At 72.3% G+C, this 15151-nt stretch carries 14 protein-coding genes; 10 read left to right on the top strand and 4 right to left on the bottom strand.

Going from position 1 to position 15151, the window contains the following annotated elements; translation table 11 throughout:
• Window positions 1-17: 17 nt before the first annotated feature.
• Both AB0F58_RS15335 and AB0F58_RS15330 read right to left on the bottom strand, forming a co-directional pair.
• Window positions 18-881, bottom strand: a complete 864-nt coding sequence (locus tag AB0F58_RS15335) for a S1 family peptidase (protein WP_357142715.1) — start codon at window positions 879-881, stop codon at window positions 18-20.
• 152 nt (window positions 882-1033) lie between these two features.
• Complete coding sequence (locus tag AB0F58_RS15330; protein WP_357142714.1) at window positions 1034-2191, bottom strand: epoxide hydrolase; 1158 nt, start codon at window positions 2189-2191, stop codon at window positions 1034-1036.
• Window positions 2192-2255: 64 nt separating this feature from the next.
• On the opposite strand from AB0F58_RS15330, the gene AB0F58_RS15325 reads away from it, so the two are divergent.
• The 6 genes from AB0F58_RS15325 (at window position 2256) to AB0F58_RS15300 (ending at window position 8394) form a co-directional block, all read left to right on the top strand.
• On the top strand, window positions 2256-3215 hold the full coding sequence (locus tag AB0F58_RS15325; RefSeq protein ID WP_357142713.1) for a YafY family protein: 960 nt from the start codon (window positions 2256-2258) through the stop codon (window positions 3213-3215).
• 169 nt (window positions 3216-3384) lie between these two features.
• Window positions 3385-4236: an ABC transporter permease subunit gene (locus AB0F58_RS15320; RefSeq protein WP_357142712.1), complete on the top strand. Its 852-nt coding sequence runs from the start codon at window positions 3385-3387 to the stop codon at window positions 4234-4236.
• Entirely contained in the window at window positions 4233-4955 is a 723-nt protein-coding gene (locus AB0F58_RS15315) for an ABC transporter ATP-binding protein (RefSeq protein WP_357142711.1), read from the top strand. The genes AB0F58_RS15320 and AB0F58_RS15315 overlap by 4 nt, the downstream gene beginning before the upstream one ends.
• A gap of 16 nt (window positions 4956-4971) precedes the next feature.
• A complete protein-coding gene (locus AB0F58_RS15310; RefSeq protein ID WP_357142710.1) occupies window positions 4972-5985 on the top strand; it encodes an ABC transporter substrate-binding protein in 1014 nt (337 codons plus the stop codon).
• A gap of 1 nt (window position 5986) precedes the next feature.
• On the top strand, window positions 5987-7465 hold the full coding sequence (locus AB0F58_RS15305; RefSeq protein ID WP_357142709.1) for an MFS transporter: 1479 nt from the start codon (window positions 5987-5989) through the stop codon (window positions 7463-7465).
• A gap of 26 nt (window positions 7466-7491) precedes the next feature.
• Window positions 7492-8394, top strand: a complete 903-nt coding sequence (locus AB0F58_RS15300; RefSeq protein ID WP_357142708.1) for an ABC transporter substrate-binding protein — start codon at window positions 7492-7494, stop codon at window positions 8392-8394.
• 41 nt (window positions 8395-8435) lie between these two features.
• On the opposite strand, the gene AB0F58_RS15295 is transcribed toward AB0F58_RS15300, so the two are convergent.
• Window positions 8436-9194, bottom strand: a complete 759-nt coding sequence (locus tag AB0F58_RS15295) for a nucleotidyltransferase domain-containing protein (protein WP_357142743.1) — start codon at window positions 9192-9194, stop codon at window positions 8436-8438.
• 20 nt (window positions 9195-9214) lie between these two features.
• The gene (locus tag AB0F58_RS15290) at window positions 9215-9964 is read right to left on the bottom strand and encodes a nucleotidyltransferase domain-containing protein (protein ID WP_357142707.1); all 750 of its coding nucleotides are present in this window, start codon (window positions 9962-9964) and stop codon (window positions 9215-9217) included.
• A 250-nt stretch (window positions 9965-10214) separates the two neighbouring features.
• Between AB0F58_RS15290 and AB0F58_RS15285 the strand changes: the two genes are divergently transcribed.
• The 4 genes from AB0F58_RS15285 to AB0F58_RS15270 all read left to right on the top strand — a co-directional run bounded on the left by AB0F58_RS15285 (window position 10215) and on the right by AB0F58_RS15270 (window position 15136).
• Window positions 10215-11057: an SGNH/GDSL hydrolase family protein gene (locus tag AB0F58_RS15285; RefSeq protein WP_357142706.1), complete on the top strand. Its 843-nt coding sequence runs from the start codon at window positions 10215-10217 to the stop codon at window positions 11055-11057.
• Window positions 11058-11420: 363 nt separating this feature from the next.
• The gene (locus tag AB0F58_RS15280; RefSeq protein ID WP_357142705.1) at window positions 11421-12188 is read left to right on the top strand and encodes a hypothetical protein; all 768 of its coding nucleotides are present in this window, start codon (window positions 11421-11423) and stop codon (window positions 12186-12188) included.
• A gap of 223 nt (window positions 12189-12411) precedes the next feature.
• A complete protein-coding gene (locus tag AB0F58_RS15275; RefSeq protein ID WP_357142704.1) occupies window positions 12412-13428 on the top strand; it encodes a LacI family DNA-binding transcriptional regulator in 1017 nt (338 codons plus the stop codon).
• Window positions 13429-13681: 253 nt separating this feature from the next.
• Complete coding sequence (locus AB0F58_RS15270; protein ID WP_357142703.1) at window positions 13682-15136, top strand: cellulase family glycosylhydrolase; 1455 nt, start codon at window positions 13682-13684, stop codon at window positions 15134-15136.
• Window positions 15137-15151 lie beyond the last annotated feature (15 nt).

Raw genomic sequence — 15151 nt, 5'->3', positions numbered from 1 at the left:
GGGGCGGGGCGGACCGGTCAGGGCAGGGTCACGCCGTACGCGGCGAGGATCTCCATGATCGGCTGGTAGTAGGTGGTGCCGCCGGAGGTGCAGTTGCCGCTGCCGCCGGAGAGGATGCCGAGGATGCGGCCGGTGGCCGGGTCGTAGAGCGGACCACCGCTGTCGCCCGGCTCGGCGCAGACGTTGGTCCGGATCAGGCCGGACACCGAGCCCTCGGCGTAGTTCACCGTCGCGTTCAGGGCGAGCACGGTGCCGCACCGGACCCCGGTGGTGGAACCGCTGCGGCAGACCCGCTGACCGACGTAGGCGTTGCCGACCCCGTTGATGGGCAGCACACCGGGGTAGGTGTACACCGCGCTCGGGTGGGGGATCGTGGTGTTGGTGTACCGCACCAGGCCGTAGTCGTTGCCCGGGAAGCTGCTGCCGGCGCGACTGCCGAGCACGGTGCTCTGGCCGCCGTTGGCGTACCAGGTGGCACCGGCGGCGGTGCAGTGTCCGGCGGTGACGAAGTACCAGGTGGTGCCGCTGCGGACGTTCGCGCCGAGCGAGCAGCGACCGCCACCGGCGTAGATCGCCTCGCCGCCGGCGATCAGGGTGGTCAGCCGGCCCGGCTCGCGCCGCAGCACCGCACCGACCCGGGCGGCGGTCGCGCGCAACGCGGTCACCTGTGCGGCGTCGACGGTGTCGTCGACGGTGATGGTCATCCGGCCGGTGGCCGGGTCGTGACCCCAGGCCGTACCGACGGTCCGCACCTCGGCGAGGACCGCCGCCGACCGGGCCGGATCGACGGCGTCGGGGGCGGCGGGTCGGGCATGGGCGGCCGCCGGCGCGGCGAGGAGCAGTACCGCCGCGAGGAGGGCGGGGAACGGGGAACGACGCATGCGGACCTCCACTGATCTACATCGGCGAATGTCAATACAGCATCCACCCCGCCCCGCCCACGTTCAAGCGACGGCGTGCGCCGGATCGGTCCCCGTGTCCCGCCGGTCGCACGCCCGGGGCGGGAACCGGCCCGACCCGGCCGGCCTCACGGTCAGCGCAACGGGCGGAAGAACGCGCGGACGTCGTCGACGAAGAGGTCCGGCGCCTCCAGCGCGGCGAAGTGCCCGCCCCGGGTGAACTCCGACCAGTGCACGATGGTGTGCTGCCGCTCGGCGAGCGCCCGGACGGTCAGGTCGCCGGGGAAGACCGCGCAGCCCGTCGGCACGCCGGAGTTCGCCGGCGGGGCACCCCACTGCGCCGACTCCCGGTACAGCCGGACCGAGGACGCGAACGTCCCGGTCAGCCAGTAGAGCGTGACGTTGGTCAGCAGCGTGTCCCGGTCCACGGCGTCCTCGGGCAGCGCCCGGGACGGGTCGGTGAACTGCTGGAACAGGTCGACGATCCAGGCCAGCAGGGCGACCGGCGAGTCGTGCATGCCGTACGCCAGGGTCAGCGGACGGCTGGACTGGATCGCGGCGTAGCCGAAACGTTCCCAGCCGGGGTCGGTCAGCACCGCCAACCGCTCCTGGTCGGCCTCCGGGTACGCGGCCCGGTCGGCGGGGTCGTCGTCCCAGGAGGGGAAGAAGAACGGGCCGTTGAGATGCACGCCGACCACCCGCTCCGGCGCGATCCGGCCCAGTTGGGCGGAGACGAACCCGCCGGCGTCGCCGCCCTGGGCGCCGTAGCGCCGGTGGCCGAGCCGGTCCATCAGGGCCGCCACCACCTCCGCGTGGTGCTCGGTGCCGCCGTCGCCGACCCGACCGGACAGCCCGGAGAACGCGAACCCGGGCAGCGACGGGACGACCAGGTGGAACGCGTCGGCCGGGTCGGCGCCGTGTGCGCGCGGGTCGGCCAGCGGACCGAGCACGTCGAGGAACTCGACGAAGGACCCCGGCCAGCCGTGCGACAGCACCAGCGGCAGTGCCGCCGGCTCGGGCGAACGGACGTGCAGGAAGTGCACCGGTTGTCCGAGGATCGCGGTGGTGAACTGCGGGAGGGCGTTCAGGCGGGTCTCCACCGCGCGCCAGTCGTAGCCGGTGCGCCAGTGGTCGACGAGCTGCCGCAGGTAGTCCACGGGTACGCCGTAGGACCAGTCGACGTCGGTCGGCCCGACGGGCCAGTGGATACCGGCCAGCCGTCGACGGAGGTCGTCGAGCTGGTCCTGGGCGACGGAGATGCGGAACGGTTGGACGTGCTGTGCCGTACTCATGCCGGGCAACGCTAGGAGCCGGTGCGGACAGCTGCGGTCCGCACCGGCTGGCAGGCTGGACCGGGTGATCGACGGTGCCGGCCGGCTTCTGACCCTGCTCTCCCTGCTCCAGACCCGACGTGACTGGTCCGGCGCGGAACTGGCCGCCCGGCTGGGCGTCACCACCCGCACCGTACGCCGGGACGTCACCCGCCTGCGCGAGTTGGGTTACCCGGTGCACGCCGCTCCGGGCACGGCCGGGTACCGGCTCGGCGCAGGACGCGCGTTGCCGCCGTTGCTCCTCGACGACGAGGAGGCGGTGGCGGTGGCCGTCGGGCTGCGGACCGCCGCGACCGGCGCGCCGGACGCGATGGAGGAGACCTCGCTGCGGGCGCTGGGCAAGCTCGAACAGGTGCTGCCGGCCCGGCTGCGACACCGGGTGGTCGCCCTGCACCGGAGCACGGTGCGGGCCGACGGGGCCGGTCCGGGGGTGGACCCGGCCGCGCTGCTGGCCGTCGCCGAGGCCTGCCACCGCCACGAGCGGTTGCGGTTCGCCCACACCCGGGCGGACGGACAGGTGTCGGTACGGTCGGTCGAGCCGCACCGCCTGGTCAGCCACGGCCGGCACTGGTACCTGGTCGCCTGGGACGTCGACCGGGACGACTGGCGGTGTTTCCGGCTGGACCGGATGTCGCCCCGGACGCCGACCGGCCCCCGGTTCGCCCCCCGGGCGGATCCCGACGGCGACGTGGTGGCGTACCTGAACCAGCGGCTGTCGACCCGCGCCTGGCCGGTCCGGGCCACCGTCGTGCTGGACGAGCCCGCCGACACGGTCACCGCCCGGATCTGGCCGGGCATGGGTGTGGTCGAGGCGGTCGACGCGTACCGCTGCCGGCTGCACGTCGGCGCGGAGAGCGCGACCGACCTGGTCTGGATGATCACCTCGCTGGCGGTCGGCTTCACGGTGGTCGACGGACCGCCCGACCTGACCACCGCGCTGCGCGACCACGCGGCCCGGTGCCTGCGCGCGGTCGACCCGACGTAGGAAAGCGGTCACCGAGCGCCACCGATCCCACCAGGCGTCCCGGAGTGTGAGAGGTTTCTTGCTAACCCACTAATCCTATCGACACCATAGGGAATCCGAAGATCGCCCACGTCAGGTGCGGTCCACCCTTCGCCGCGACTGCGGCCGTGTACCGATAGATGGGATGGCGATGACCCTCACGCACCCCGTCGGCGCCGAGGAGGTCGTGCGCTCCGGGACCTCCTCGACACCCCCGGACCGACCACCACCCCCCGATCGCCGGCTCCGCCTGACCCGGCCGCTGCCCGCCCTGCTGCTGCTGTGGCTCCTCGCCGCCGGCTGGCACCTGATGGCGGCCACCTCCGGTAGCGCGCTGATCCCGGGCCTCGCGGACATCGCCCGCGAACTGGCCGACATCACCACCGGTGGCGCGCTGTGGGAGAACATCCGGGTCACCCTCACCCGGGTCGGGCTGGGCTTCGCCGTGGCGTTCGTCGTCTCGGTCGCCGCCGGCATCGCGATGGGGCGCAACGAGTGGCTCCGCCGGTTCCTGGAGCCCGCCGTGCTCATCGGCCTGGCCACCCCGGGCCTGGTCAAGGCGTTGCTCTGCGTCATCTGGTTCGGAGTGAGCCTGCTCAACCCGATCCTCACCGTGGCGCTGGCCGCCGCCCCGGCGCTGACCATCAACGTCGCCCAGGGCGTCCGCGCGGTGGACCCGGCGCTCGGCGAGATGGCGCACGTCTACCGGTTCGACGCGTTGACCCGGCTGCGCCACGTGTGGATCCCGGCGATCGTCCCCGACCTGTTCACCGGAGCCCGGCTCGGCATCGCGATGGCCTGGAAGGTCATCGTCCTGGTGGAGATCTTCGGTCTCGCCGACGGTGTCGGCTACCAGCTCAACCTGGAGTTCTCCCAGCACAACGTGGCCGGCGTGCTCGCCTGGACGATCGCCTTCGCCCTGGTCATGGCGGTCATCGAGTACGGCCTGGTGCAGACCCTGGAACGCCGGGCGACCCGCTGGCGGAGGGTGGCCGTCCGATGAGCGTCCGGGTGACCCTCGACGGGGTCGACAAGGCCTTCACCGACCGACGGACCGGCGAGCGGCAGCAGATCTTCCGGGACTTCTCCCTCACCCTCGCCCCGGACGAACTCGTCGCCGTGGTCGGCGCGTCCGGCACCGGCAAGACCACCCTGATGCACCTGGTCGCCGGCCTGGAACGCCCCGACACCGGCCGGGTCGACACCGGCGACGCGGCACCCCGGGTCGGCATGGTGTTCCAGCAGCCCCGACTGCTCGACTGGGCCCCGGTCGAGACCAACGTCCGGCTGGCCGCCCGCGCGGCCGGGGTGGACACCGCCGAGGTGGCCCGGATCCTCGGGGCGGTCGGCCTGACCGACTACGCCCGCTCCTACCCGTCGGTGCTCTCCGGTGGGCAGCGCCAGCGGGTCGCGGTGGCGCGGGCCTTCGTCGTCCAACCCGAACTGCTCCTGCTCGACGAACCGTTCAGCGCCCTCGACGAGCTGACCGCCCGCCGGCTGCGACTGCTGCTCCAGCAGTTGTGGCTGCGCCAGCCCCGCACCGGGCTGCTGGTCACCCACAACGCCCTGGAGGCCGCGTTCCTCGCCGACCGGGTGCTGGTGCTCGGCGACCGGCCGGCGCGGGTGGTGCGGGAGTACCGCATCGACCAGCCCCGCCCACGCGGCCCCGAGGACCCCGACCTGTTCGACATCCACCGCCAGATCGTGGCGGCCCTCGCCTGACCCGGAAGGAACCCCCTTGTCCGCGTACCCGCTCGACCGACGATCCCTGCTGCGCGCGGCCGGCCTGCTCGCCGGCGGCGCCGGCGCCGCCGCCCTGCTCTCCGCCTGCGGTGCGGACGAGCCGGCCAGTGCCGGCACCCGCCGCGCCCGGGTCCAGCCCCGCAGCCCCGGCACCGCCGGTGCCATCCGCGACTCCCTGGTGGAGCAGTTCGGCCTGGAACGCAAGTACGGCCTCACCCTCGACCGCAAGGCCGGCGGTGGCCCCGGCGCCGGGCAGGAGCAACTGCTCACCGGGGTGCTGGACATCTACGCCTTCGGCCCGCTGGGCGTGACCGAGGTGAACACCAACGGTCACGACGTGGTCATCGTCGGACCGTCGCTGTGGAACCACGGGAGCTGGATCGTGCCGGCCGACAGTCCGTACCGGACGGTGGCCGACCTGAAGGGCCGGAAGGTCGGCGTCCAGCCGGCCAGCAGCGACACCTACCGGGCCGCCGCGCTCGCCTCGGCGGTCAACGGGATCGACTTCGCCCGCCAGTACCGGCTCTTCACCGGCCAGCCGATCGCCAACCTGGCGCTCTACGAACGCGGCGACCTCGACGCGATCATCGCGATCGAACCCAACGCCACCCGGCTGGTCGCCAAGGGCAACCGGCAGCTCGCCTCGGTCAGCGAACTGTGGCAGCAGGGCACCGGCGACCGCAGTCCGCTCTTCCTCAACGGCACGGCGGTGCGCCGCGACTGGCTGGCCGCCAACCGGGAGACCGCGAAGGCGTACGTCGACCTGACCGTGGAGGCCTGGCGGCTGATCAAGGAGGACCCCACGCTGACCGCCCGGTACCACGCCGACTACGGCATCCAGCCGGACGAGAAGAAGGCCGTCGAACTGCTGCCCGACCGGCTGGCGCCGGTCTACGGCGACGCCTGGGACGACACCGTCTTCGCGAACGTCGAGAAGCAGATCGAGGTGGCCCTGGAGGTCGGCATCCTGACGAAGCGTGCCGACCGGCCGGTGTACGAGAAGCTCTGAGATGCCCCTGCCCCGGCGCAGCCGCGCCGCCCTGCTGGTCTGCTGCGGGACGCTCTTCCTCGGCGTCCTCGACGGCACCGCGCTGAACCTGGCCCTCCCCTCGCTCCAGCGCGACCTGCGGCTGGCCACGGCCGAACTTCAGTGGGTGGCGGCCAGCAACGCGCTGGTGCGGGCCAGCCTCACCCTGCTGTGCGGCGCGATCGCCGACCGGTACGGGCGGCGGCGGATCTTCCGGCTCGGCCTGGGCGTCTTCGTCGTCGGCTCCCTGGCGTGCAGCGTCGCGCCGGACGCGATCTGGCTGGTGGTCAGCCGTGGCCTCCAGGGCGCCGGCGGCGCGCTGATGGCACCACCGGCGCTGGCCCTGATCGCCAACCTCTTCCCCGACGCCGGGCAGCGCGGCCGGGCGCTGGGGACCTGGAGCGCCACGGCCGGCGTCTCGGCGGCCTGCGGTCCGCTGGTCGGCGGGGTCCTGGTACAGGCGGCCGGCTGGCGCAGCGTGTTCTGGGTCGGGGTCGGCGGGGCGGCACTGCTGTACCTGGGCACCCGACTGCTGCCCGAGGGGCGGGTCGACGGCCCGCCACGCCGGCTGGACGCCCTGGGCAACACCCTGGCCGCCCTGGTCCTGGTCGGCTTCACCTTCGCGCTGATCGACGGCCCGACCCGGGGCTGGACCAGCGGCCCGGTCCTGGTCGCCGGAGCGGTCGGCCTGGCCGCCGCGACCGGGTACGCCCCCGCCGCCCGGCGACGGGCGGACCCCGTCCTCGACCCGGCGCACCTGGCCGTCCCCGCCCTGCGCGGCGCGGTGCTCAGCGCGGTCGTGGCCTACCTCGCGCTGGGCGGGTTCACCTTCGTCAACACCTTCTACCTGCAACAGGTGCTCGGATTCAGCCCGCTGGCCACCGGGCTGCTCACCCTGCCCACCACGGTCGGCACCCTGGTCCTGGCCAATGTCTCCGGTCGCGTCGTCGGCCGGCACGGGGGCCGGCTCCCCGCCACGGTCGGGCACCTGTGCTTCGTGGCGTCCATGACCCTGCTCGCCCTGGTGGTCGCCACCGACGTGTGGCTGCCGCTGCTGCTGGTCGGCTACCTCCTGCTCGGGGCGGGCATGGGCCTGGTCAACCCGCCCGCCACCAACGCGGCGGTGACCAGCCTGCCCGGCGAGCGGGCCGGGGTGGCCAGCGCGATCACCAGCGCCGCCCGGCAGGTCGGCACCAACCTCGGCGTCGCCGGGCTCGGTGCCGTGCTGGTGTCGGTGCTGGTCGCGTCCGGCCGGTCCACCGACGACCTGACCCGGGTCGCCACCGACTCCGGCGAGGACTACGTCACCGCCCTGCGCGTCGCGTACGGGCTGGTGGCGGTCACCGCCGCGCTCGCCGCCGGGGCCACCTGGCGGCTGTTCCGTCCACCGCCGCCACGGAGGGAGGTGGTGGGGAACGTCCGCCTGTCCGCGACACCACCCGTCACGACACCCACCCGATGACAACCCGCATGGAAAGGACCACCACGGTGGCACTGAAGAAGGTCAGGAGCGTCCGCAGCGGCGCCATCTTCACCCTCCCCTACCTCGTCGCACTGGAGCACGGCTACTTCGCCGAGGAGGGCATCGACCTGGAGCTGGTCGCCCCGGGCTCGTACGACGCCGTGCTCAAGCCGATCGAGGAGCACGAACTGGTCAGTTCGTTCGGCGGCATCTCCAAGCCGTTCGAGAGCGGCGACGTCTCCCTCTACCGCGCCTGCGAGTGGGGGCAGATCCGCCGCTCGCACGACAGCGGCCGGGGCGGCCAGATCATCGCCAAGCGGGCCGCGGTGGCCAGCCAGGCGATCTTCGTCCGCCCGGACTCCGGCATCCTGCACCCGCAGGGCCTGGCCAACCGTACGGTCGGGGTGAACTTCCACCACGGCTCGCACTACCTGGCGATCCAGTCGTTGGAGGGCTTCCTCGAACAGGACGAGATCAAGGTGGTGCACGCGGGTGGACCGGCCGAACGGTTCCGCAAGCTGCGCGATGGCGAGATCGACGCGGTCGCACTGATGGAACCGTGGACGACGGCCGCGGAGAAGCTCGGCTACGTGCTGATCACCGAGGCGTTCTACGTCGGCTCGGAGATCGCCAGCGCCGACCTGGACCCGGAGACCTTCGCCGCGGTCGACCGCGCCGTCCGCCGGGCGGTCCGGACGATCAACGAGGACATCGAGCCGTACCTGCACCACTTCGTCGCGGAGGTGCCCGAGGACGTGGTGAGGCTGGAGCCGGCGGACTTCCGGCTCGGCCGGCTGCGCTACGCCGACCCGGAGCCGTACCCGGAGGGCGAGTTCGAGCGGACCTACCGCTGGATGGTCAAGTGGGGCCTGATCGAGCCGGAGTCCACCTTCTCCGCCATCGTGGACAACCGGGTCGTCACGGTGTGATCCGCCGACCGCCGGCCCGGGCAGCGCCGTCCGGGCCGGCGTCATCCGGCGAACGCCGCCAGCCGGGCCCCGACCACGAGGGCGTCGAGATCCCGGGCACCGGACGGCCGGTCGGGTAACGGGGTGTCCTGCCCAACCTGCTCCAGCCGGGCGGTCAGCGCGTCGAGGTCCCGGTCGAGCGTGGCGCGGGGCACCAGGTCACCGAGCGCACCGTGCTCGGCGGCACGCTTGGCCGCGACCAGGTCGGCCAGGTACGCCGGGGCCGGCTCGACGTCGCAGAGCGTCGGCAGGTGCGCCCGGACGCGGCCGGTCCGCATCAGGTGCACGCCGGTCAGCAGCGCCCGGAAGGCGTACAGCAGCGGCTTCAGCTCGCCGGTCCGGTCGAACAGCCGCCGCTGGGTGGCCGCGAACCCGCGGTAATGGTGGCCGTGGTGCCGGGTGAGCACCGCCGGGGCCAGCTCGACCAGCGCGGCGTGCACCGCCGATGTCCGCACCACCAGCGGGGAGAGCAGCTGCTCCAGCACGTAGCCGTTGCGGCGCAGCATCAGCCGCACGAACGTGCGCAGGTCGTGGGTGACCAGGTCCAGCTCGACACCGTCCCGCTGCCACATCGCGGTACGGGTCTCCGTCGGCTCGCCCAGCCCGATCAGGTCGGCGACCGGCAGCAGGTGCGCGCCGCGCAGGTCCACGTCGGAGTCGCGGGACGGGAAACCGTACAGGTGCGCGCCGGAGACGGTAGCGAAGACCTGCGGGTACGGCTGCTCCCCCACCACGGCGGCCAGGTCCACGCCGGTGGGCAGTCCCGCGTCCACCGGCCCGGTCACGCCAGCCCCCGTACCGACCGGCGGCGCACCGACACCAGCCACCGCTCGACCCGGTCGGTGTCGGGCTCGACCGGCAGCGGGCTGTGCTCCAGCCCGGCGGCCAGCCGACCGGCGAGCAGTTCCCGCCACCGGACCACCTCGGCCCACGGCACCTCCCCCGCCTTGAGCGCCAGCAGGCGGTCCCGGTCGGCCCCCACGTCCAGCACCAGCTCTCCGGTACGCACCAGGTGCCCGCCGGCGGTCAACAGTCGGATCAGGTGCGTGACGTGCCGCCACACGGGCGCGCCCGTGCGCTCGACGCCCCGTTCGGCCTTGGCGAACTGTGCCCTGGCGTACCGCAGGTAGGTGTCGACGACCCGGCGGGACAGGAACGCCGGGGCGAGGTCACGCAGTTCCGCGCCGAGTGGGGCGCAGGTTTCCACCAGGGGCGAGTGCAGGACCTCCAGGACGTTCGGGTTGGCGGCCAGCCCGAGGACGCAGACCCGCTCGACCTCCCACCGGAACTGCTCCGGCAGCGGGCCCTCGTGGTGCGTCGCCGGTTTGGTCAGTGGCCAGAACGCGTCCGCCGGCAACGCGTACACGCCCCGCCGGTCGGTGTCCGAGCCGGCGGCGGCCAGACCGAAGGCGCGGGAACCCACGACCACCTGGAGGATCGTGTGCTCGTCGACCAGCCGGTCGGTCGCCCCGGCGGTCGTCGGGCCGCCCGGTCGGCGGTCACCGGACGGGACGACAGGTGGGGACGACATGCCAATGATCATTCCAGCGGTGGGCCACCGGAGGCACCGGGATTACCGCACCGCTCGACTCCGCCGGGGCCAGCCACGGACCCGCCCTGGTCGTCGACGGTCCGGCGCACCTGGCCGAACGGTCGCGACCGCCTGCTGACAGCGATGATCGTCGAGTTCTACGCTCACCGGTGTCAGACGCCGCCCGGCCCCGGACAGGTGGTCCGGTCCCACCGGCGGCGAGCCTTCCGACCATCTTCCGGAGCCCACCATGATGTCCCACCGGACCCTTCTCGCCAGCATCGCGGCGGTCGCGGCCGCTACGCTGCTGGCCCCCTCGGCCGCGGTCGCGGCAGTGCCGACCAGCGCGCGGATGGTCGCGCTCGGCGACTCCATCACCAGGGCCGCCGTCGCCGACGGGACGCGCGACGCCCAACCGCAGAACTCCTGGTCCACCGGCACGAGCACGGCCGTCCAGTCGCACCTGCGGCGGCTGGAGGCGTACGGGGTCGACATGACCGGCGGCAACTACGCCAGGGGCGGCGACCGCTCCACCCACCTGGCCACCCAGGCGACCAACGCCCTCGCCGCCGCCGACGCCGACTACGTGACCATCCTGGTCGGAGGCAACGACATCTGCTACGCCTCCACCCCGTCGGGCACCACCTCGCCCGACACCTTCGAGGCGAACGTGCGTCGCTCGCTCGACATCATCAGGGCCAAGAATCCGGACACCCGGGTCATGTTGGCCTCGGTGCCGAGCATGATGTCGCTCTACCGGATCGGACGGGACAACGTCCTGATCCGGGCGCGCTGGTCGCTGATCGGCATCTGCCCGGTGATGCTGGCCAACCCGACCGACACCTCGTCCGCCGCGAACGAGCGGCGCGCCGCGGTCGAGGCCCGGGTCGACGGGTACAACCAGCGGCTGGCCAAGCTCGCGGCGGAGCGCGGCAACGTGTTCTACGACAACGGCGCGGTGCACGACACTCCGTTCACCTCGTCCGACCTGTCGATTCTCGACGGCTTCCACCCGTCGCTCAGCGGGCAGAACAAGATCGCCCAGGTCACCTGGAACGAGGCGGTCCGGCAAGGCGTCTTCGACGTCGACTGAGCCGCGCGGCCCGGTGGATGCCGGGCCGGCGGCAAGCGGATCCACCGGCCTTCTGCGGCGCTCGACCTCCGCAGGGGGCCGGTGAATCCGCGACGCCCGGCACCCCCGACAGGGGCCACGGGCACGGATCACGACCCGACAGCAATTAACTCATTTGTGCCATTTCAGCACCGGAAACAAGATTTGCCTGCATGAATGCTCTCGCGTTGTCGAACAGCCGAAGTTCCCCACCATTGCGATCATCAATAAATCAGACCTAGGATTCTGGTCGGTCCTGCTCAAGGACGACACGCAGCCGTCGACGACGATGTTGATTGCGTTCCCCATGCACCTGAACGTGCCCGGAGTTTCCAGGAGAAACGCATGACGGAAGAAATGTCGACGAGTCGGCGAAAAGGGCTTGCCGTCCTGGGCGTGGCCCTGGGCATGACGCTGCTCGGGGCGGCGGTGCCGCCCTCGGCGTACGCTGCGGGGAAAACGGCACCGGAGGGCCGGGGCGTCGCCGCTCCCGCCGGTACGGCGTACAGCGTCACGATCGTCAACAAGTCCGAGATCGACGACGAGAACGCGATCGTGTTCCAGCAGCAGCCGAACCAGCCGTCAGATGTCCACTCCCTGGCCTGGCTGTCGAAGATGTGCCACGCGGGCACCGAGGTCACGTTCTCGTGGACCATCGACTACAACTTCGTCTGGGGCCAGACCGGCACGCTGAAACCCGGCGTGAACTACGACGCAGGGCAGGTCATTCCCGCCGACCTCGACAACGGAAACACCGTCTCCCTGTCCTACGTCGACGGCGGATTCGAATTCGGCAAGCCGACCTCCGGGGCCGGCAGCGGATCACTCGACATCAGCCAGGACGACTCGGTCCCCGGTTCGGGCTCGCCCGACCAGGGCAGTGTGGGCATCGGCATGTCGGGGGCGGGAACGTTCGTGGTCCCCACCCAGTCGGACACCGGCGCCGGATTCGGTGTCACCCCGACCTACTACCTGGCGTTCGGCAGCTACAAGCCCGGCACTGTCGTCAGCGAGAGCATCCTGACCAGTCCCACCGCGCTGGTCTTCCCGGACGGCGAAACCGACGCCACGGCCGTCTTCGACGGCAAGAGCTGGACGATCACCTTCGGCTGACCACCTGACCGGACCCGGCCCTGTCGCAGGGTCGGCGGCACCGGCGCTTCGCTGCTGACGGAACTCCCGGCGGGCCGGGGACCGAGGTCCCCCGTCCACCGGGAGTTCCTCGCGTGTGCGCCGCCCGCGTCCGACGCCACCCGCCGCGCCGACCAACCGGGCACCGGTGAGCGTCGAAAGTTTCGGGATATGCTGCGGCCGGACCGGACGGTGAGGAGATGCCGTGGAGCAGCAACGGGCGACGCTGGCCGAGATCGCGCAGGCCGCCGGCGTGTCGATCCCCACCGTCTCCAAGGTCCTCAACGGCCGTCCGGACGTCGCGGCGGCCACCCGGCAGAAGGTGCAGACCCTGCTGGACGATCGCGGGTACACCGTCCGCCGCACCAACCGACCGGCGCGCCGGGCCGGCCTGATCGACCTGGTCCTCCGCGACCTGGGCAACCCGTGGGCGATGCAGATCATCGACGGGGTGGAGGAGCTGGCCTACCGGGCCGGCTTCGGGGTGGTGGTCTCGGCGGTGCACGGGCGCCACCGCAACCGCCCCGACCGCCGGTGGACCGAGCAGCTCGCCGCCCGTCGCTGCGACGGGGTGCTGCTGGTCCTCTCCGACATCTCCGCCAGTCAACGCGGTCAGCTCGACGAGCTGGGCATTCCGGTGGTCATCATCGACCCCGCCGGGCACCCGCCGGCCGACATCCCCAGCGTCGGCGCGACCAACTGGGCGGGCGGGCTCACCGCCACCGAGCACCTCGTCGACCTGGGTCACGAGCGCGTCGCGGTGATCGGTGGTCCGCCGACCGTGCCGTGCAGCCGCGCCCGGGTCGACGGCTACCGGGCGGCCATGAGCGCGGGCGGGCACCGGGTGCCCGCCGGCTACGTCCGCACCGGCGACTTCACCGCGCCCTCCGGCTACCGGGAGACCAACGCCCTGCTCGACCTGGCCCAACCGCCCACCGCCATCTTCGCCTGCGCGGACGAGATGGCCATGGGGGCGTACGAGGCCCTCTACGAGCGGGGGCTGCGGGTGCCGGACGACATGAGCATCGTCGGCTTCGACGACCTCGACACCGCCCGGTGGGCCGTGCCGCCGCTGACCACCGTCCGCCAGCCGCTGACCGAGATGGCGGCGATGGCCACCCGGATGCTGCTCGGCCTGGTGGACGGCGAGGAACTGGGCAGCCACCGCCTCGAACTGGCCACGCCGCTGGTGGTCCGGCACAGCACCCGACGGCTGGCCTGATCCCGGGACGTCGACACATGCACATGTTGCATGGACGTTACGGGCCCCCGTACGCTGCCGTGGGAGCGCTCCCGCTACCGGGGACCGGTGCCGGTCCGGCCACGGTCGCGCCGATGAGCGCCGTCCGGGTCGGCGGGACGGGTGTGGGCAACCCGCGACGCCCCGCAGCACGGTGCCGCGCGCCGGAAACCGGGAACGGCGACTCCCGCGGGACCGCCCCCACCCCCACCTCGAACAGAATGAGACGGTTCCGATGACAGACATCCCACGTCCGTTCCGGCGACAGCTGGCCGTGGCCGGCGCGATCGGCGCGCTGGCCATGGGCGCGACCGCGGTCCTGCCGACCGAGGACGCCGCAGCCGCCGCCGGCTGCGAGGTCACCTACACGACCAGCAGCTGGGCCGGCGGGTTCACCGCCTCCATCGCCATCAAGAACCTCGGCGACGCGATCAGCGGCTGGACCCTCGGCTTCAGCTTCCCCGACGCCGGCCAACGGGTCGGTCAGGGCTGGTCGGCGACGTACAGCCAGACCGGTCCCGCGGTGACCGCACGGAACCTGAGCTACAACGGTGCGCTGGCCAGCGGGGCCAGCACGAGCATCGGCTTCAACGGCACCTGGACCGGCAGCAACCCGGCACCGACGTCGTTCACCCTGAACGGCACGGTCTGCAACGGCTCCACCCCGCCCACGACCCCGCCACCGACCACTCCCCCACCGACGACCCCGCCACCGACCACTCCCCCGCCGACCACGCCCCCGCCGGGCGGGCAGACGCCGGTGGCCGTCAACGGTCAGCTGCGGGTCTGCGGCGCCAACCTCTGCAACCAGTACGGCAAGCCGATCCAGCTACGCGGGATGAGCTCGCACGGCATCCAGTGGTTCCCGCACTGCTACAACGACGCGTCCCTGGACGCGCTCGCCAAGGACTGGCTCGCCGACCTGTTCCGGATCTCGATGTACGTGCAGGAGGACGGCTACGAGACCGACCCGGCCGGATTCACCAACCGGGTCAACAACCTGGTCGAGGAGGCCACCGAGCGCGGCATGTACGCGCTGGTCGACTTCCACACCCTCACTCCGGGCGACCCGATGTTCAACCTGGAGCGGGCCAAGACCTTCTTCGCCGCCGTCTCCGCCCGGCACGCGAACAAGAACAACGTGATCTACGAGATCACCAACGAGCCGAACGGCGTGAGCTGGTCGACCATCAAGAACTACGCCGAGCAGGTCATCCCGGTCATCCGGGCCAACGACCCGGACGCCGTGGTGGTCGTCGGCACCCGGGCCTGGTCGTCGCTGGGCGTCTCGGAGGGCGGCAACTCCACCGAGATCATCAACAACCCGGTGAACGCGAGCAACGTGATGTACGCGTTCCACTTCTACGCCGCCTCGCACCGGGACAACTACCGGGCCGAACTGGAGCGGGCCGCCGCCCGGCTGCCGATGTTCGTCACCGAGTTCGGCACGGTCGACTACACCGGTGACGGCGGGGTCGACCTGGCCAGCAGCGCCACCTGGCTGGACCTGCTGGACCGGCTGAAGATCAGTTACGCGAACTGGACCTACTCCGACAAGGCCGAGGGCAGCGCCGCGTTCCGGCCGGGCACCTGCTACGGCGGCACGTACGCCGGCACGGCGGTGCTGACCGAGTCCGGCACCTTCATGCGCAACCGCATCCGCACCCCGGACAACTTCCCGACCAGCTGATCCCGTCAACCCCGA

The organism is Micromonospora sp. NPDC023956, assembly GCF_040639195.1.
Lineage (GTDB): Bacteria > Actinomycetota > Actinomycetes > Mycobacteriales > Micromonosporaceae > Micromonospora.
The sequence above is the reverse complement of the archived record's forward strand: the minus strand, read 5'-3'. Positions and strand labels throughout refer to the sequence as shown.